20 protein-coding genes are annotated in these 18,913 nt (G+C 53.0%); 8 read left to right on the top strand and 12 right to left on the bottom strand.

Translation table 11 applies throughout. The features are described from left to right. Positions 1-11: 11 nt before the first annotated feature. The 5 genes from ACSV5M_RS08390 to ACSV5M_RS08370 all read left to right on the top strand — a co-directional run bounded on the left by ACSV5M_RS08390 (position 12) and on the right by ACSV5M_RS08370 (position 6,835). Complete coding sequence (locus tag ACSV5M_RS08390) at positions 12-1,856, top strand: glycoside hydrolase family 13 protein (protein WP_439175467.1); 1,845 nt, start codon at positions 12-14, stop codon at positions 1,854-1,856. 29 nt (positions 1,857-1,885) lie between these two features. Then, positions 1,886-3,955, top strand: coding sequence for a glycoside hydrolase family 97 protein (locus ACSV5M_RS08385; RefSeq protein ID WP_439175464.1), 2,070 nt, complete (start codon positions 1,886-1,888; stop codon positions 3,953-3,955). A gap of 3 nt (positions 3,956-3,958) precedes the next feature. Continuing rightward, entirely contained in the window at positions 3,959-5,845 is a 1,887-nt protein-coding gene (locus ACSV5M_RS08380; protein ID WP_439175462.1) for an alpha-amylase family protein, read from the top strand. Positions 5,846-6,131: 286 nt separating this feature from the next. Further along, a complete protein-coding gene (locus ACSV5M_RS08375) occupies positions 6,132-6,518 on the top strand; it encodes a hypothetical protein (protein WP_439175461.1) in 387 nt (128 codons plus the stop codon). A 107-nt stretch (positions 6,519-6,625) separates the two neighbouring features. Beyond that, a complete protein-coding gene (locus ACSV5M_RS08370) occupies positions 6,626-6,835 on the top strand; it encodes a DUF2061 domain-containing protein (RefSeq protein ID WP_439175459.1) in 210 nt (69 codons plus the stop codon). A 105-nt stretch (positions 6,836-6,940) separates the two neighbouring features. Here the strand turns inward: ACSV5M_RS08370 and ACSV5M_RS08365 are convergent, their stop codons facing one another. The 8 genes from ACSV5M_RS08365 to ACSV5M_RS08330 form a co-directional block, all read right to left on the bottom strand. Continuing rightward, positions 6,941-7,579, bottom strand: coding sequence for a peroxiredoxin (locus tag ACSV5M_RS08365; protein WP_439175456.1), 639 nt, complete (start codon positions 7,577-7,579; stop codon positions 6,941-6,943). A 105-nt stretch (positions 7,580-7,684) separates the two neighbouring features. Continuing rightward, positions 7,685-8,437: a twin-arginine translocase subunit TatC gene (tatC, locus tag ACSV5M_RS08360; RefSeq protein ID WP_439175454.1), complete on the bottom strand. Its 753-nt coding sequence runs from the start codon at positions 8,435-8,437 to the stop codon at positions 7,685-7,687. A 5-nt stretch (positions 8,438-8,442) separates the two neighbouring features. Continuing rightward, on the bottom strand, positions 8,443-8,859 hold the full coding sequence (tatB, locus tag ACSV5M_RS08355; RefSeq protein ID WP_439175452.1) for a Sec-independent protein translocase protein TatB: 417 nt from the start codon (positions 8,857-8,859) through the stop codon (positions 8,443-8,445). 72 nt (positions 8,860-8,931) lie between these two features. Further along, positions 8,932-9,168, bottom strand: a complete 237-nt coding sequence (gene tatA / locus ACSV5M_RS08350; RefSeq protein ID WP_439175450.1) for a twin-arginine translocase TatA/TatE family subunit — start codon at positions 9,166-9,168, stop codon at positions 8,932-8,934. 27 nt (positions 9,169-9,195) lie between these two features. Beyond that, positions 9,196-9,534: a phosphoribosyl-ATP diphosphatase gene (locus ACSV5M_RS08345; RefSeq protein ID WP_439175448.1), complete on the bottom strand. Its 339-nt coding sequence runs from the start codon at positions 9,532-9,534 to the stop codon at positions 9,196-9,198. A gap of 18 nt (positions 9,535-9,552) precedes the next feature. Beyond that, positions 9,553-9,954, bottom strand: coding sequence for a phosphoribosyl-AMP cyclohydrolase (hisI, locus tag ACSV5M_RS08340; protein WP_439175445.1), 402 nt, complete (start codon positions 9,952-9,954; stop codon positions 9,553-9,555). Positions 9,955-9,962: 8 nt separating this feature from the next. Then, positions 9,963-10,760 (bottom strand): aldo/keto reductase, encoded by a 798-nt coding sequence (locus ACSV5M_RS08335; RefSeq protein WP_439175442.1) that lies wholly within the window; start codon positions 10,758-10,760, stop codon positions 9,963-9,965. Beyond that, positions 10,747-12,015 carry an NAD(P)/FAD-dependent oxidoreductase gene (locus tag ACSV5M_RS08330; RefSeq protein ID WP_439175439.1) on the bottom strand — a complete coding sequence of 423 codons (1,269 nt, stop codon included), beginning with the start codon at positions 12,013-12,015 and terminating at the stop codon, positions 10,747-10,749. Before ACSV5M_RS08330 ends, ACSV5M_RS08335 begins: the two co-directional genes overlap by 14 nt. A gap of 169 nt (positions 12,016-12,184) precedes the next feature. Here ACSV5M_RS08330 and ACSV5M_RS08325 point away from each other — a divergent pair, with 169 nt between their 5' ends. Together ACSV5M_RS08325 and waaA are read left to right on the top strand one after the other, a co-directional pair. After that, a complete protein-coding gene (locus ACSV5M_RS08325) occupies positions 12,185-13,276 on the top strand; it encodes a GDSL-type esterase/lipase family protein (protein ID WP_439175437.1) in 1,092 nt (363 codons plus the stop codon). Positions 13,277-13,305: 29 nt separating this feature from the next. Further along, on the top strand, positions 13,306-14,580 hold the full coding sequence (gene waaA / locus ACSV5M_RS08320; RefSeq protein WP_439175434.1) for a lipid IV(A) 3-deoxy-D-manno-octulosonic acid transferase: 1,275 nt from the start codon (positions 13,306-13,308) through the stop codon (positions 14,578-14,580). A 40-nt stretch (positions 14,581-14,620) separates the two neighbouring features. Here waaA and ACSV5M_RS08315 read toward each other — a convergent pair whose 3' ends face one another. The 4 genes from ACSV5M_RS08315 to ACSV5M_RS08300 form a co-directional block, all read right to left on the bottom strand. Further along, on the bottom strand, positions 14,621-15,046 hold the full coding sequence (locus ACSV5M_RS08315) for an OsmC family protein (RefSeq protein ID WP_439175432.1): 426 nt from the start codon (positions 15,044-15,046) through the stop codon (positions 14,621-14,623). Between the two features lie 44 nt (positions 15,047-15,090). Further along, positions 15,091-15,333 carry a hypothetical protein gene (locus ACSV5M_RS08310; protein WP_439175430.1) on the bottom strand — a complete coding sequence of 81 codons (243 nt, stop codon included), beginning with the start codon at positions 15,331-15,333 and terminating at the stop codon, positions 15,091-15,093. 64 nt (positions 15,334-15,397) lie between these two features. Further along, positions 15,398-15,619 carry a hypothetical protein gene (locus tag ACSV5M_RS08305; protein WP_439175428.1) on the bottom strand — a complete coding sequence of 74 codons (222 nt, stop codon included), beginning with the start codon at positions 15,617-15,619 and terminating at the stop codon, positions 15,398-15,400. 660 nt (positions 15,620-16,279) lie between these two features. Further along, positions 16,280-17,821, bottom strand: coding sequence for a DUF3300 domain-containing protein (locus ACSV5M_RS08300; protein ID WP_439175426.1), 1,542 nt, complete (start codon positions 17,819-17,821; stop codon positions 16,280-16,282). 292 nt (positions 17,822-18,113) lie between these two features. On the opposite strand from ACSV5M_RS08300, the gene minC reads away from it, so the two are divergent. Continuing rightward, a complete protein-coding gene (gene minC / locus ACSV5M_RS08295) occupies positions 18,114-18,836 on the top strand; it encodes a septum site-determining protein MinC (RefSeq protein WP_439175423.1) in 723 nt (240 codons plus the stop codon). The last annotated feature ends 77 nt before the right edge of the window (positions 18,837-18,913 follow it).

Raw genomic sequence — 18,913 nt, 5'->3', positions numbered from 1 at the left:
ATGGAGTCGATATGAAAATCATTCTGATGTGTTGGGTGTTGTTGTTAACGATCCCTGTATCTGCCCAACAATACGCTATCCAACACCTTGAGCCCGCTAACTGGTGGGTGGGCATGCGTTACCACGAGATCGAGATCCTGGTGCATGGCGAGGATATCAGTGAGCTGACGCCAGCAATTAGCTATCCCGGTGTGACCCTGATTAACACAAAGAAGGTGGACAATCCGAATTATCTTTTTGTGACTGTGAATATTGAGCCTTCAGCAAAACCTGGGCAATTTTCGATAGATTTTGGCAGAGAAGGGAAGACTTACGTCAGTGCCAATTATGAATTACAGGCGCGGGAAAAACACTCTGCGCAACGGCGCGGCTTTGACAGTTCAGATGTGATCTATCTCATTACACCGGATCGTTTTGCCAACGCCAATCCGCACAACGATAGCGTCGCACAGATGACGGAAAAGGCGGATCGCAAGAACCCGGGTGGGCGACACGGCGGCGATATTGCGGGCATGACACGTCACCTCGATTACATTGCCGACATGGGATTTACGCAAATCTGGCCCAACCCCTTATTGGAAAATAACCAGCCGGCTTATTCGTACCACGGCTACGCTGCTACCAACAATTACCTGATTGATCCGCGCTTCGGCAGCAACGAGGATTTCAAACACTTTGTGGCACAAGCGCGTAATAAAGGTATCGGTGTAATTCAGGATATTATCCTCAATCACATCGGTTCCGAGCACTGGTGGATGAAGGATATGCCCAGTCGCGATTGGCTGAACAATCCGGACACCTATGTTGAAACCAATCATCGCCGCACCACCATCCAGGATCCTTATGCCGCGCCGGATGATAAAGCCAGGTTTGAGGATGGTTGGTTCTCGCGGGCTATGCCGGACCTGAACCAACGCAATCCGTTGGTGGCGCGTTACCTGATTCAGAACACCTTATGGTGGATCGAATACGCGGGCTTGTCCGGTATTCGTGAAGACACTTACGGTTATGCGGATGAAAAATTTCTGAGCGAGTGGGCGAGAACCGTGATGGAAGAATATCCCCGCTTGAATATTGTGGGCGAGGAATGGAGCGGTAATCCCAATATTGTCGCGCACTGGCAAAAGGGCAAGGAAAACCCCAGCGGTCATGTGCCCTATGCCCCGAGCATGATGGACTTTCCCATTCACGATGCGCTACGAATCGCGTTGCTGGAGAAAGAGGGTTGGGACACCGGCCTGATTCGCTTGTACGAAACCCTGGCCAATGATTTTATCTACCCCGATCCCTACAATCTGGTGATCTTTCCGGAAAATCATGACACCTCGCGCATCTACAGTTTTTTGCATGAGGATGTGGATCTCTTCAGGATGGCCATGGTGTATATGGCCACCATGCGCGGCATTCCGCAGCTTTATTACGGCTCAGAAATTTTAATGACCAGCCCGCGCGAACGCGACGACGGTGCGGTGCGTGCGGACATGCCCGGCGGATGGAGCGGCGACAAGCAAAATGCTTTCACCGGCAAAGGCTTAAATAAAGCGCAACGCGATACCCAGGCATTTATCAAACGTTTACTGAACTGGCGAAAAGGTGCAACGGTGGTGCATACCGGCAAGCTGCAACACTTTGCACCGATGGATGGTGTGTACGTCTATTTTCGTTACAACGAGGAAGACACCTTGATGGTCATCCTCAATAAAAATGACGCAGAAGTCACACTCGATCTGACGCGCTTCAAAGATTTTATTGCAGACAACGCATCAGGCAAAGACGTGCTGACCGGTAAAACAATGAACCTGGCGTCCGCCCTGACGCTGGAAAAAAAATCATCGACCATTATTGAGCTTCGTTAATTCCTATTTAACAGCGTGTGGAGAATTACATGACCATGAATTTAACTCTTGTACGGCGCAGCATCCTGCTATGTTCAGCGCTGCTGAGCCTGAACCTTTCAGCCGAAACGCTTAAGGTCGCGTCACCCGACGGCAATATTGTCTTCCAGGTTAATGATGACAACGGATTGCCTGGTTACCATATTGCATTTCGCGGTAAAGAGGTGATCAGCCCCTCTGCATTGGGTTTGGAGTTCAAGGAGGTCGAAGGCTTCGTACGCGACCTGAAGATAACCGACCATAAAAAAACGCAGCAGGATACCACTTGGGAGCAACCCTGGGGCGAACGGCGTCTGGTGCGCGATCAACACAATGAATTGGCCGTAACCTTTGCACGCGCTGACAAAAAATCGTCCAACCATTTCACCCTGCGCGTGCGGGTATTTAACGACGGTGTCGGGTTCCGCTACGAAGTACCGCAACAAAAAAAGCTGGCGGATAATCGGCAGGGAAAAATTGACATCATTGATGAAAAAACCACCTTTAGTTTACCCGCGCCGGAACAAACCAAAACCTGGTGGATTCCATCGCGCGGCTGGAATCGCTACGAATATTTGTATAACACCACCATGCTTGATGTGGTGGACCGGGTGCACACGCCGGTTACCTTTAAATCCCCCACGGGCGTGCACGTGAGTATTCACGAAGCGGCGCTGGTTGACTACGCCTCCATGACTCTGGACCAACAACGCAACGGCGTATTGAAAGCTGATTTAACCCCTTGGTCCGACGGTATTCGTGTAAAAACGCAATTGCCATTCAAGACGCCCTGGCGGACGATTCAAATTGCAGCGAATGCTACGGGCTTGTTGAATTCCGATCTCATCCTGAATTTGAATGAGCCGAATAAATTGGGTGATGTCTCCTGGGTTGAGCCAGGCAAATATGTCGGTATCTGGTGGGGCATGCACGTGGGAACCGCGACCTGGGGTTCCGGTGAAAAACACGGTGCAACCACGGCAGAAACCAAACGCCATATGGATTTCGCGGCACAACATGGCTTTTCCGGTGTGCTGGTTGAAGGTTGGAACATCGGTTGGGATGGCGACTGGTATGCAAACGGCGATATCTTCAGTTTTACCGAACCCTATCCCGATTTTAATTTGCCGGAGATTGCCGCTTATGGAAAATCCAAAGGCGTGCGCTTGATCGGCCATCACGAAACCTCCGGTGCGGTAACGAATTATAAAAATCAAATGGCTGATGCATTCGATCTTTATCAACAACATAACGTGGCCCAGGTGAAAACCGGTTACGTGGCCGACGGTGGAAAAATCAAGCGCATCGACGAACAAGGTATCGTGCGTAACGAGTGGCACGATGGACAATTTATGGTGGGAGAGTACCTGCGCTCCGTGACCGAAGCGGCAAAACGCAAGATCAGTATCAACACCCACGAACCGATCAAGGACACGGGTTTGCGCCGCACCTATCCTAACTGGATTGCGCGGGAAGGCGCACGCGGGCAGGAATATAACGCATGGGGTTCGCCACCCAACTCCGCTGAGCACACCGCTATCCTGCCGTTCACGCGTATGTTGTCCGGTCCTATGGATTACACGCCGGGTATTTTTGATCTTGCACCTTATGGGCTCGACGCCGAGAACCGCGTGCGCTCCACACTCGCCAAAGAATTATCACTCTATGTGGTGCTATATAGCCCGATTCAAATGGTGGCAGACCTGCTGGAAAATTACGAAAAACATGCGGATGCATTTCAATTTATTCGCGATGTCCCCACTGATTGGGAAGAGAGTCGCGCGCTGGCCGGCGAAGTAGGCGATTATGTGGTGTTTGCCCGTAAGGAGCGCGGTGGGGAAGACTGGTACCTCGGTGCCTTGACGGATGAAGACGCCCGCAAGCTCAGTGTTTCGCTGGATTTCCTTTCACCCGGTAAAAACTACGAAGCGCAGATTTATCGCGATGGGCCAGACGCCGACTGGAAAACCAATCCTTATGCGATGGTGATCGAAAAGAAAAATATGAAACATGGCGATACGCTGCAACTCAGCCTCGCTACCAGCGGCGGTGCCGCGATTCGTTTTAAAGCCCTGGACTGATCCATGAAGCGAAAACATATATTACTGATTGGCGCTGCCCTTGCAGGACTGGGTGCTTGCACCACGCACACACCGTCAACGGAAACGCTGGTTGAACCGGCGGGCAAGCCGGTGGTGTACCAGGTATTTACCCGGCTGTTCGGCAATACCAACACCACCAATAAGCCCTGGGGCACCATTGAAGAAAACGGTGTGGGAAAATTTAACGACTTTACGGATACCGCTCTGGCTGAAATCAAAGCCATGGGCGTGACGCACATCTGGTACACCGGTGTGCCGCACCACGCGGTAATTCGCGATTATTCTGCTTACGGTATCAGCCATGATGACCCGGACGTGGTGAAAGGGCGCGCCGGCTCACCCTACGCGGTAAAGGATTATTACAGCGTGAATCCCGATCTGGCGGTTGATCCTGAACAGCGCCTGGAAGAATTTCAGGCACTGATCGAGCGCACGCATCAGCAAGGGATGAAGGTCATCATTGATATCGTGCCGAATCATGTAGCGCGTCGTTATGAATCCTTGCACAAGCCGGCAGGTGTGCAGGATTTCGGTGTTAACGACGATACTTCGGTTGCCTATCAGCGCGACAATAATTTTTATTATGTGCCCGATAAACATTTCCGTGTGCCCGAGCCATTGGAAAATTATCGTCCGCTGGGTGGTGGTGCACACCCGCTCGCCGATGGAAAATTTTCAGAGGTGCCCGCCAAGTGGACCGGCAATGGTTCGCGTAAAGCCCAACCGCATTTCCACGACTGGTATGAAACCGTAAAGATTAATTACGGCGTGCGCCCCGACGGCAGCTACGATTTTCCGACACTGCCAGCCGGGTACGCCGAAAAAAATTATCGGGCACACGCAGCCTTCTGGGCCGACAAAGATTTACCCGATTCGTGGGAAAAGTTTCGCGCTATCACCCACTATTGGTTGGACATGGGCGTTGACGGTTTTCGGTTTGATATGGCCGAGATGGTGCCGGTGGAATTCTGGAGCTATCTGAACTCCTCGATCAAAGTGAAAAGCCCGGATGCGTTTTTATTAGCCGAGGTCTACAACCCCAGGGAATATCGCAACTATCTGCATCTGGGCAAGATGGATTATCTCTACGATAAAGTGGAGTTCTACGATACGCTCAAAACCATCATGCAGGGCACGGGTTCCACCGACAGCCTGGTGAAGATCCAGGCGGACCTGGCAGATATCGAAGCGCATATGCTCCACTTCCTGGAAAATCACGATGAGCAACGTATTGCCAGCCCTGACTTCGCCGGCAGCGCGGAGAAAGGCAAACCGGCGATGGTGGTGTCGGCCCTGATCAGCCGCTCACCCACGATGATTTACTTCGGCCAGGAAGTGGGCGAAGACGGCATGCTGGACTCCGGTTTCGGTGACCCCACACGCACCAGCATCTTTGATTACGCCGGCGTACCCGCCCACCAGCGCTGGATGAACGGCGGCAAGTTTGACGGTGGTGGTTTAAGCGAGCGGGAACAGGCATTGCGGGACTTCTATGTGCGGCTGATGAATCTCTCTGCCCAGCACCCGGCGATGCGCGGACCCTACCGGGAACTCCACCGCCATAATCGCCGTGCAACAGCGGGCTACACAGATGATGTGTTCGCGTTTGCGCGTTGGGCAGCTACACCGGACAAAGCCCATAAGTTGTTGGTTATCAGCAATTTCTCAGCCACCGAAACCCGCTCGTTCAATCTGGAGATCCCAGCGGACCTCGTGGAGAGTTGGACATTGGCGCCGGGTGATTATGCCTTGCAGGATCAATTGGTCGGGCAAACAAGGCTCACCCTGGCAGTTCGGCAAAACCATGCCCGGGTCCCCATCAGGCTGGCACCGCTGGAATCCCTCGTCTTATCTCTGGACGCTCCCTAGACGGGTTTAGTTAATTGCTCCCGCTTCGTCCGCTATGGCGGGCGAAGCGGTTCTGGCACCCTGCCGATGTATTGTCCAATAAACCCGCCAACTGCGGTGAAATTGTGCAAAAAATGCGTAAACCTCGCGCAAGCTTGCAGATCATTGCACTTTCTGCTTGACTCAATGGAAGTGGAACATTAGAAAGGCATCTTTACCGTCTTAGTTCAGTTTGCTAATTGTTCATTGGGTTCCTCCACGCAGCATCCTTCCGTCCGAACCCGGCAGTGTCATTCAGAGTGAAATCATGCAGCCCAAAGAAATCGTCACCCAGTTTATCCATGGAATAAAGTCCCAACACTTCGATCAGGCCAAGCAATTGTTGCATGTTGAGGGCTTTGAATACGTGGGGCCCAACATGTACTTTACCGACCCGGAGGATATGCTCGCCTATCTCTTCGGGATGGCTGGCATTCAGAAAGATATCGTGGTGCGTGAGATCGCGGCAGAAGGTAATTCAGTATTTGGCGTGCTGGATTACAAGACCTACTTTGAGCCCATTGGCGATGTGCGTATCGCTATCTGGTGTACGGTCGATGGTGACAAGATCCGTAAGGTGGAAGGCTTCTATAACGCCGCTGTGGTCGAGAATATGCTCAACGTCGAGGGTCAGACCTTTCCACCCATGCCATGATTCCTTTTATAGGTATTGGCTATTTAATCCATAACATCAATTGTCTTTAGCTTTGCAGGTGCCGGGCGTATTCTGGATTCAACACGTAATCCAAAGGAGCAGGCACCATGGCCAAGACAATGACTTTCGCAACCGTTCACTTCACCGTCGCTTTCTCTGTTGCCTACGCCCTGACCGGGGATGTCCTGGTGGGTAGCGCGGTGGCAATGGTTGAACCTGCCATCAATACCGTCGCCTTCTACTTCCACGAATTGGGCTGGAAGAAATTTGAAGCGCATAAACAGGTTTTACAACAATTTTTTGCTGAAACAGTTTAGGGTCCGGGTCTGCTAACAGGCTCGGCCAAACACAGAATCCACAGGATGGGTAACCGGGGGAAAACCGGAGTGGCTAACCACCACTCCGGTTTTTTATTGGACGGGTTATTGTCTTGGATCGGGTGTCATGCGCAGGTAAGGCTTGATGACCTTGTACCCTTTTGGAAAGCGCTGTTTGATTTCTTCCGGGTCTTGCAGGGCCGGAACAATCACCACATCCTCACCCGGTTTCCAGTTGCCTGGTGTGGCGACTTTGTGGTGTTCGGTCAATTGCAATGAGTCAATCACTCGCAAAATCTCATCAAAGTTACGTCCGGTGCTGGCCGGGTAGGTAATGATCAAACGAATTTTCTTGGCGGGGTCAATGATAAACAATGAGCGCACGGTCAGGGTGGCATTCGCGTTGGGGTGAATCATGTCGTACAGATCGGATACCTTGCGATCAGCGTCGGCAATGATAGGAAAATTAACGCGGGTATTTTGGGTTTCGTTGATATCGTTTACCCAGGCGTGGTGTGAATCGACCGGGTCCACACTCAGCGCGATGGCTTTTACGTTGCGCTTTTCGAATTCGTCTTTCAGTTTTGCCGTCAGGCCAAGTTCGGTGGTGCACACCGGCGTAAAATCAGATGGATGTGAAAAAAGTACACCCCAGCTATCGCCCAGCCACTCATGAAATTTGATGACGCCAGCGGTGGATTCCTGTTCAAAATCCGGTGCGGTATCGCCTAGTCGTAATGTCATAGCCATTCTCCTTTCCAGAACATGTGGGCACTTATCTTAAGTAGAAACCTAACCGCCGAGAAAGAATATTTTGCTCTTTGGTTAGAACGGAAATGGGTAAGCGACTCAATCCTGCTTTGCTTCTTCGATCTCGCGGGCTTCTTTATTTTTATACAATATGCGACCTACAAACACACCGACCTCAAACAGCATCCACATAGGCAGGGCGAGCAGGATCTGCGAGAACACATCCGGTGGGGTCAGTAGCATCCCAATAATAAAACAGCCCACCACGATATAAGGCCGTTTGGCTGCCAGGCTGTCCGGGGTCAGCACACCGGCATGGATCATCAGGATCACAGCAATAGGAATTTCAAATGCAAAGCCGAAGGCAAAAAACAGCTGCAGAACGAAATCCAGATATTTTGCGATATCGGTCATGGTGGCCACGCCTTCCAGGCCGATGCCGGTAACAAAGCCGAACAGCAGGGGAAACACCACAAAATACGCAAAGGTCATGCCCGCGTAAAACAGCAAGACGCTGGAAATTAACAAGGGCGCGGCAAGGCTTTTTTCATGTTTGTACAAACCCGGTGCGATAAAGGCCCAGATCTGATAAAGAATGTACGGAATAGATAACAAAACAGCGGCAAAGAAAGTCAATTTGAGTGGTGTCAGAAAAGGCGAGACCACATCGGTGGCAATCATGCTGGTGTTTTCCGGCAACAGGTTTTGCAAGGGCGCCGAAATGATGTAGTAAATATCGTTGGCAAAATAAAACAGGCAACAAAAAACGACCAGCACGAAAATTACGGTATGCAATAACCGCGTGCGTAACTCAATCAGGTGTTGTACCAGCGGAAGCTCTTTGTCACTCATAGCTATCAATGGCCGCTTTTTTCGGGGACAGTGGAAGATGATGGCGCGTCTGCAGGTTTACTTGCATCTGCGGGTTGTTCATCCATATGGGCGTGATCAGGCAATTCAACATGTTCCTGGTAGGTGCGTTCCTGAGTGGTGCGCGGTTTCGGATCGGCTTGTTCACCATCCCTGACCGCGTTCTCAATCTCGCGGCGGGTTTTTTCCAGGCTTTGCATAATCTCTTCGTTATGCAGCTGGCGGCGAATATCGTCAGCGCCTATCTGGCGCTCCAGCTCACTGCGGGTTTCGCGCAGGCTGCGTTTCAGACGACCAATCCACAGGCTGACGGCGCGTACCGTCTCCGGCAAGCGCTCCGGTCCTATGACCACCAGGCCTACAATGGCACACAAGATTAATTCAAAAAAACTGATATCAAACACACAATTACCTGTCGCGGTTGATCGGGTCAGGGGCACGCCGGTGAACCCGCATGCCCCACCCTGGTTTGCACATTACTTCTGCTCAGTTTTTTCTTTCTGCGCGCTGGTGATGTTGTCCTGGGCAGTTTTGTCTTCAACATTTCTGGTGTCGTTTTTGGCTTCGTCTTCATCGCTGATGGATTTTTTGAAGCCTTTGATGGCACTGCCCAGGTCGCTGCCGAGGGAGCGCAGGCGCTTGGTGCCGAACAACATGATCACGATTGCCAGAATGATCAACAATTGCCAAATACTGATACCGCTGATACCCATAATGTTTCCTCTGTCATTCAGTGGGAGTTATTGCTTGCGCGACGCTTTTTCGGTGTGGCCGGATACATCAAAACGTCGCGCCAGTTCGTTCAGAACCGAGTCGGCGTTTTCACCCAGGTGAGATAACATCACCAGAGTGTGGAACCACAGATCGGCTGTTTCGTAAATCAAATCGCTGGTGTTACCACTGGCTTGTGCATCTTTGGCAGCCAACAGCGTTTCGGTGCATTCCTCACCGACTTTTTCCAATATTTTATTCAATCCTTTTTTATGCAGGCTGGCCACATAAGAGCTGTCTGCATCGGCATTGTTCTTGCGCGCTTCCAGGATCTGCGTCAGTTGTTCCAGTATGTTGTGAGCGTTCATAGATTGTGTCGAGCGTTATTATTGATAGATATCTTTAGGATCTTTGAGTACCGCATCAACCACCTGCCACTCGCCGTCTTTCAGGACGCGATAAAAACAGGACTCCCGTCCTGTATGACAGGCAATCCCGCCCACTTGCTCAACTTGCAGGACGATCACATCGGCATCGCAATCCAGGCGAATTTCACTCAGGTGCTGCACGTGGCCGGAGGTCTCGCCCTTATGCCATAAGCGGTTGCGCGAACGCGACCAATAGACCGCCTGGTTCAATTCTGCGCTGCGTTGCAAGGCTTCGCGGTTCATCCAGGCCATCATCAGAATACGGCCGCTACGCGCGTCCTGGGCGATAGCGGGCACCAGGCCGTCGCTGTCCCATTTAACGCTATCGAGCCAGTTGTTCATACTGTCGGTTGTTGCCATAAATCGATTCAATCCTGGTGCAGGGCAAGCAGTGCCTTGCTCACGTTATCACGTAAATGTTGCGGGTTGATGGTGCCGATGATCGCACTGCTGACACCGGGGTGGGAAAACACGAAATCCATACTCGCCTGCACCGGGTCTTCCGCGCTATCGCCGACGCACAGGTGGCCGCTGGCCAGGGCTTTCTTGAGCAGCACGCCTTTATTCAGCCGCAAGCACTCATCAATGACGGCCTCTTCGGCGCGGTGATCGAGGTTGTAGGTCACCATCACCAGGTCGGCATGCCGGGCGGTTAACAAGCCACCTTCCAGAGTTTTGGTCGACATGCCGAAGGCGCGCAACCAGCCGGCTCGCTTGAGCTCAGCCAACACATCAAACACTTCATAGCGCTCAATGATCGCGCTGTCATTGCCGTCAGAGTGTACCAGCACCATGTCGATATAGTCACGGCGCAAACGTCGCAAACTGCGTTCGATACTCAAACGCACCTGGGTGGGAGTGAAATCAAAATGAGATTCCCCATCGACAAAGGTTTCCCCCACCTTGGTGCTAACGACCCAGTCATGGGACGTGTTACTGAGTAATTTGCCCAGGCGTTCCTCGCTGGTGCCATAAGCAGGAGCGGTATCCAGCAGGTTGATGCCCAGATCCTGCGCGAGCCCCAGTAGCTGTACGACCTGATCATCGTCGGGGATCTCAAAGCCGGTGGGGTAATTAACCTTTTGATTGCGGCCCACTTTGACAGTACCCAGCCCCAGGGGGCTGATAGCAAGGTCAGTCTGGCCCAGGCGTTTAGGTGTCAGCATCGGTTATCTCGTCATCGTTGAGGCTGTCATCAGGTGGGGGCGGGAAGGCAATATCCCAAGGCGTTTTAGCCACAATCGGGCGGGGCAGGTGATGAGCTAATACAGATACATCGTCGGTTTTGCCAGGTGCAATCCCGTCCTGCTGCAGCAACCCGAGTATTTCATTGGCCAGATTGGGCGCCAGTGTCAACTTGGTTGGCCAGCCGAGGATCAGGTTGGGAACGCCTGCAACGGGGGAGGCAAAGGCATTGTCCGGCCGTGCAAAATTGCGCTGTAAGGGCTCGGCCCGCTCCACCGGCAGGGTGGCCCATTCGGCCTCGCTGAAGTCGAGCCAGGGCATCAGGTTTGCCAGTTCCTGTCGGGCGCTGTCAATCAACGTTGCGGCATCCTGCTGCGCGCCCCGTTCCGCCAGGCTACCGCCCAGATACCACACCGGAGCGCCATAGCTGGTCGTGTGGCTGGAGATGGTAAGGCGTGGAGTGGTATCGGCGCCCAGGCAATGGCCATAAAAGCGGTGCGGGTAAGCGTGCTTGACCATCACCTGTTGTAGCGGGCGCAACTGCATCGCTGGCTGGTGCAACCCGAGTTGCTGCAACAACGCGGCGTTCCCCTTGCCCGCCGTCAGGATAAAGCGTTGCGCTGTCACTTCGATGGTTTGCCCGTCCTGTTCGATGACCAGGCGCACGTCACCGTCGGTGGCGCTCAACCGCGAATGGGCAGTTGCCAGTTGGAAGATGCGGCCGGGCAGGTTATGGGCAAGATTGGCTATCAGGCTGGGGACGTCGAGCACCAGGTCTTCCAGCCGGTACAAGCTGCCGCTGAAATGGTGCGTACGCAGGAGCGGCGGGCGTTTGTCATCCGCAACCGGTTCAACCCGGCCACGGGTCAGTTTGCTCGCCAGGAAAGTAGTAACGCGCGAAGCCATGGTTTCGCTGGACCACATGAAAAAATGGTCGCTGAGGATGCGGGTGGTGCGCAGGTCTACGTCGCCCTCGCCACACAGGCAGGCGCGCCAGTGGCGCGGCATCTCGGCAATGGCTTCTGACGCGCCGGTCAGGGCCCCGCTGAGGGTATATTTCATGCCGCCGTGGATCATGCCCTGGGAGGCGATGGTTTGATCGCTGCCCAAAGACCCGGCTTCAAACAGAGCCAGCGAGTAACCGGTATTCGCCAGGCGATTGGCCAGCCACAAACCCGCCACGCCACCGCCGATGATGGCGATATCGAAATGAACACGGATGGGCGCTGCAGACATAATGACTCGCAAATATCAATGGGCGAAACCTGGGGTAAAAAGTGCGGGCAGTATAAAGCTTTTTGTCGCTCCTGCGGTGTAACTTGCAGGGGCGGGAATTTATGGCACACTGCCGCCAAGTGAACCGGTCTGGTTTGTCAGGCCGGGGTTATACATCGATGGAGGCGCGATGAAGTCCAAATTGCTGACCGGGTCATTGTTTGCAGCCCTGCTGATCGGCCTGGGGTATTTTCTGTCCCTGCCGCAAGACCCGCTGGTCAAGGCGAACCACGAGCATTTTCAGTACACCGGCCGCATTGATTTCTCGACCCCGGAAATGCCCATATTTTCCTGGCCGGGTACCATGATTCAGGCGGGCTTTACCGGACGTTCCATTGCGCTGGTTATGGATGACCACTACGGTATGAATTACTTCAATGTCTTTATTGATCAGGATTGGGATAACCCGATTGTGATCAAGGGAGTAAAAGGCAAAAGAACCTACCCCATCGCCGATAACCTCAGCGAAGGAGAGCACCTGCTGACCATCACCAAACGAACGGAAGGCGAGGAGGGTGCCACCACATTTTATGGCGTGCTGCTCGCCGAGGGTGGTGAGTTAACACCACCACCGCCTCGTCCGGAGCGGCGGATTGAATTTTTTGGTGATTCGATTACCAGTGGCATGGGTAACGAAGCACCGGAAGACGGACCGGATGACAACAAAGCCGAGAAAAATAACTTCCTCGCCTATGGCGCTATTACCGCACGCAATCTGGATGCGGAGTATGTCAGCACATCGCAGAGCGGCGTCGGCCTGATGGCCAGCTTTGTCGGCTTTACCATGCAGGATTTTTACGACCAGCTAAGCGCCATCGACAACAATAATTCCAAATGGGATTTCAACCGCTGGACGCCCCATGTAGTGGTGATCAATTTATTCCAGAACGACAGCGCCCTGGTAGAAGAGCGGCTTGATCCGGTGCCCACTGACGAGCAACGCATTGCGGTGTATTACGATTTTGTCCGCCGGATTCGCGGCCATTATCCCGAAGCCTATATCATTTGTACCCTCGGTACGATGGATGCCAGCAAACCGGGTTCACCCTGGCCGGGTTATATACACTCGGCGGTTGAGCAGTGGAAGGCGGAGACCGATGACCAAGGTATCGATGTCATGATCTTCGAATTCAAGGATTTTTATAAACATCCACGGGTGCATCATCACCGTGAAAACGCCGAGGTATTGACGGCATTTATCAAAGAAAAAATGGGTTGGTAGTTTCAGCCGTTGCGAATGGATGTTTTTTTATGCGTTGGATTTACACCCTGATTTTTTACCTCGCTATTCCGGTGATTCTGTTGCGGTTATTGTGGCGTGCCTGGCGAGCACCGGCTTACGCCCGCCGTTGGCGTGAACGTTTTGGGTTTATCCCCGAACTGGAAACAGAAAAAAAAGTTATCTGGTTTCACACGGTGTCGGTAGGGGAATTTCTGGCGGCCTTGCCATTGATTCGCATCCTGCAGCAACAGCCGCACGTGCAACTGGTGATTACCACCACCACGCCCACCGGTTCTGAGCGTGTGCGTGCCGCTTTGGGTGATAGCGTTTATCACGTATATGCTCCCTATGACTTGCCGGATTGCGTGTCACGGTTTCTGGGGCGAGTACAGCCACAGCTCTTGTTAATTATGGAAACCGAACTTTGGCCTAACACCATCGCAGCATGTGCCGCGCGTGAAATTCCGGTATTGCTTATCAATGGTCGTCTCTCAGCGCGCTCGGCACGTGGTTACGCGCGTTTCGGTGCAATGACAACGCAGATGTTGCAGCAATTGAGCTGCGCCGTGATACAACACGCAGATGATGCCGCGCGCTTTCAGGCGCTTGGTTTACCGGCTGCGGCAACCAAGGTCACCGGCAACGTGAAATTTGATCTGACGCTGGGCGACGATGTGCAGGCACAGGCACGTATCCTAAAGCATCAATGGACCCAGGGCGGGCAGCGTCTGGTGTGGATTGCAGCGAGTACACACCAGGGGGAAGACGAACAGATTCTGAATGCGTTTGCTCAGGTGCGCGCCTCCGGTACGGAGGCCGCCAACACATTATTGCTGGTGTTGGTGCCGCGCCATCCCGAACGTTTTGATCGTGTGGGAAATTTGTGTATCGCGCGCGGTTACCGGATTGCGCGGCGCAGCCAAAAAGTGATTGCTGCTGATACGGATATTTTACTGGGCGATACCATGGGCGAATTGCTGTTGCTGCTGGGCGCCAGCGACCTCGCTTTTGTTGGCGGCAGCCTGGTGCCCACGGGTGGCCACAATTTTATGGAGCCTGCCGCCTGGCAGTTGCCTTTACTGAGCGGCACGCATGTCTTTAATTTTGCGGAAGCCTCGCGCTTGCTGGAAGAAGCGGGCGCGTTGCGTTTGGTAGAAAACGCTGAAGCCCTGGCGCAGGAAGTGCAGTTGTTGATTAGTGATGAGCAGGAACGAAAAAAACGCGGCCAAGCCGCACTGTCGGTAGCCAATGCCAATCGCGGTGCGATGGCAAAGACGCTGGCGATTATCGAACAGTATTTATAGAAGCCATCCGCTGACTTTTGCGTCGGCATCTATACATCCACTAGGACTCAAGCTTGGCGTCGAGGGTAATTTCGGCGTTTAGCACTTTAGAGACCGGGCAGCCGGTTTTGGCCTGGTTGACGATAGTGTCAAAGGTGCTGCGATCAATGCCGGGAATATTTGCCGTTAAATCGAGATGGACTTTGGTGATCGCAAAACCACCGTCCACTTTATCGAGAGTAACAGCAGCATGGGTTTTGATACTTTCGACGGTCATGCCGGCTTCGGTTAACTGGGCGGACAAGGCCATGGTGAAACAGCCGGCATGGGCGGCGGCGATTAATTCTTCCGGGTTGGTGCCGGGACCTTCTTCAAAACGCGTATTAAAGCCGTATTGCGCTTGCGATAGCACACCGCTTTGGGTTGAGATTTTTCCTTTTCCTTCTTTCAGATTGCCGGTCCACATGGCTGACGCTGTTCGTTTCATCGTCGCTCTCCTGTTTTGCAGATAAGTGAAAACCTGGCTCAGGTTTAGGGCCAGGGGGCGGGATTGTCATTGATATACTGGGCGCCGCCTTCTGAAGGTTCCGGTTCACGCATTTGTGGCGTACCAGCAATAGCGGTAGCCAAAAAATGCTTGCGCACCTCGGTAAAATCCTTTTGGGTCAAGGGCGGGTCTTGTACCGGTGAATTATCAATGGACCATTGAATGAGTTCATCCAGCTTGTGATTAAGCTCCCGGGCGAAACCCGGTTTGACGGTAGTCTCTGACATAATCTTGCCCGGTGTTAATGTGTACCGGGCCACCACAGCGGTAACCCGGTCATAACGTGGAAATTCAATGTCTATCTTTTTTGGCAGGCACTGGCGAATGGCTAACCCACTCGCGCAGTTCTTCAATCAACTGATGAATGCCCGAAATCTCGCTTATAAAGATGTCCCGCCCCATCAGCGCACGGTATTTTGCTTCGGCAATCTGTTGTGCAACTTCGATATTGTCGCTGGCGTTTTTTAAGCCGTAGCGGGCGGAGTATTCCTGGTGTTGAGGAGAGTGGATCATAGCGGTGACCTCAAAATGACTTGTCGTTTAATCGCTGAAAAATTCCCGTTATTTCTGACCCCTGCCAATAAGGCTTTGGCATTATCGACAGTGTGGTTGTAGCGCTGGATTTGTAAACTTTACATGTTGCAATGCAAGGCTTTCATCCAGAGATTCGTACCAACCTTCCCACCATTGCACGTAATGAGTGGTTTTTTTGTCGTCTGTATTACTACTGTTGCCGCCCAGTAGTTTCGCGAGATTGCCATCCAGTGTTGGCGCGTTAACTCCATTTCTGTGCGCTATTTTTCCGCATTCTTTTGCTGTGATCATTATCTACCCTTACTGCATTTTCATCATGATTTTTTTGTGAAATTGTGTTGCGTAAATATTGATAGCAAAGCGTGTGCCGACTTTTTACAAGCGAGTGAAATTCCAGCGCATAACTTTTGTTTTCAAAAAATGTTTGATTAAAACGGATTGTTATCAAATGAAGGGAAAAATAATTTCGGTGTGGTGGCGCACAAAGAAAGGAATAAAAAGTTATGACAATATCTGTTGCTACTAACTATTCATAAATAAATAGAACGGATAAATATAACGGATATATCAAGAACACAGAATTAACCATCTGATTGTGAAGATAAAAAAGCCGAGCCTTTACGGCTCGGCTTTTGGCGATCAGCGTTCAATTCGACGACTTTCACGCACGCCGGAGTTGCCGCCACCGGCGCGTGTCTGGTTGCCACCGCCAATGCCGCGATGAACCTGCGGTTGCGGCCGGCTTTGCTCAATGCGACGTTGGACTTGAGGTTCTACTTGCCTTGGGCTTCTTTGGGGCTGCTGCACATTTTCCGTGCGACGAATAATCTCCTGCCTGGGTTGCCGGAAATCCGGTTGCTGCGCGCCTGATGGGCGCTGTTGATTTCCTTGCCAGGTGTTCTGGCGTGGAGCACTTTGCTGGGTCCGCTGAATCACATCACGCCGCTGTTCAACCTCCCCAGCGCTGCGTTGTACGGTATTGTTATTGCGATATACCGCTGTAGGCCGCTCTGGCTGGTTGTTGCGAAAATCGTTACGTTCACCGGTTTTAGTGGTGTTGGGGCCGGTGCGCTGGGGATATTTCCGTTCCCCATTGGCTGAATCCCGTGACCCTTGGGCAGGGCCATTAGCGAGTCGGTCACGGACGCGTTCCGCATCGCTTTGGCCGCGCCAATGGGTTATAGGGCGCGGGGTGTCGTGATTGCGGTTGTTGGTCAACTCGGGGCGGTGTTGTGGCCGCGCGCTGTTAGGACGTGCGTGACCTTCGGCAGTATGACGGCGGCTGTAATTCCGTTCTTCCTGTAAGGCACGGTAGCTCTGGCGGTTGCTGTTGTAGTGATGCCGGATGTTGTCATTGCGGTAAACCACACCGCGGCGATGGACCGGATTGTGATGCCAATGTCTCGCGCCATGGTAATGGGCAATGTGGCGGCTGCTGTAAAAGCGTGGATGATGGTGGTGATGGTAGTCAATCACGACCACGCGGCGGTGGTGCCAATGAAAGGAACTGAAGAAAAAGCTGGGCGCTACATACACGCGCGGACCCCAGTAGAATCCACCGACAAACACGTGGTGACGGGGATGATGCCAGTACACCGGGGGGTAATCTGACCACCACCAGTTGCCGTAGACCACACGGGTGTCGTAGTAGGGCACGTACACCACCCGCTCCACCGCCGGCTCAATCACAATGACTTTTTCTTCACGCTGCACAGTAACATGTTCCATTTTATCCAGGCTGCCCGCGGCGTAAGCCTTTTGGCGCAGGTCCTGGATGACATTCATCACCTCGGCTTCGTCGGCCAGGAAGGCATCACCGACGCGCTGGGTCCAGTCAAGGTCGTCGCTCATGCGCTGTAACACCTGGGGGAAAGCCACCAAGGCCTTGACGCTGGGGTCCCAATTTTCATTTTCCACCGCGGCCACGGCAGATTCGGCGCTGAGCTTGCTGTTGGCAGTGGCCCAGCGTGCGGCCTGGACAACTTCCAGCGGGTAGGTAGCGGCAATCAATACGTGGGACAGCACTGTATCGGGATACAGCGCGATGGGGGCAAGCATCTGGTCAAGCTCGGCGCGACTGAAGTCCGGCGGCGCGGTGCTGACGGTTTGCGTCTGCGCCTGACTTGCCAGCGCCAAACAGCTCAAAATCAGGGTCAATGCCAATCTGGCGAGGGCGTTCATACTGGCCTCTCTTGTGATGGATGATCACAACGTGGATGGAACAAGCCGGTGGCTCGGGTATCCTGTTGCCTGATACAGCATAGCCTGACGTGGCTTGCGGGCATACAAGTACAGGATCTTTTATATCCTCGGGTGCCTTAACCCAAGCTGAATACCACCACTGGCCCGGTATGGTGTTATGACCCACAAAGGGCCGACAAGTTATCTGTATTGACTAATAAGCCAAGCCCTCGATAATGGCCACCTGATGCGTTACCCGTCGCCGACTGGCGTCCGTTACAGTGAGAAACGAATGATAGATGTGAGTTTTCAATTAAAAGGCAGTGCCCTGTCGGTCGTGGTGCTGGCCCTTATCGACTACGATCCCGCCGCTCTTCGCCAACAATTGCAGGAAAAAATTGATCAGGCTCCCCAGTTCTTTGTGAACTCGCCGGTGTTGATAAACCTGGATAAGCTGGAAAATCCCGCTGTCCTGAATGATTGCGCCGGTTTGCTGCACATCTGCCGTGAGCTGGGCTTGCAGCCTATAGGTTTTACCGCCGTGCCGGAGGCATTGTTGGAGTCGGTGCGGGCCACGGGCCTGGCAGTGTTGCCACGCCAGGGTGAGCGCGCATTGAAGATGCCGGAGACTGAGCCGCGTGCGCCGCAGGTGGAGACGGTGGTTGAGGAGCGCTGGGTGCAGCGGGTGAGTAAGGTGATTACCCGGCCGGTGCGCTCGGGGCAGCAGATTTATGCTGAAGGGGCGGATCTGATTGTGCTGGCGCAGGTCAGTGAGGGGGCTGAGGTATTGGCTGATGGCCATATTCATATTTATGGTTCGCTGCGTGGCCGTGCGTTAGCCGGTGTGCGCGGTGATGAGAGTGCGCGGATTTTTTGCCAGAGTATGGAGGCGGAGTTGGTGTCTGTTGCGGGGAATTTTTTGTTGCGTGATTCGTTTGCGGATGAGGTGATGAAGAGGCCGGTGCAGATTTATCTGGACGGGGAGAATGTGCGGATTGAGAAGTTGTTGGCGTGATGGGCTTTGAGCTGATAAGAATTTTTTAATGGCTTAGGTAGCTATAGCAAGAGCGTTCAGGCGCGGTGAGGCATTCT

It is taken from the genome of Cellvibrio sp. ARAG 10.3, from assembly GCF_051846955.1.
GTDB lineage: Bacteria > Pseudomonadota > Gammaproteobacteria > Pseudomonadales > Cellvibrionaceae > Cellvibrio.
The sequence above is the reverse complement of the archived record's forward strand: the minus strand, read 5'-3'. Positions and strand labels throughout refer to the sequence as shown.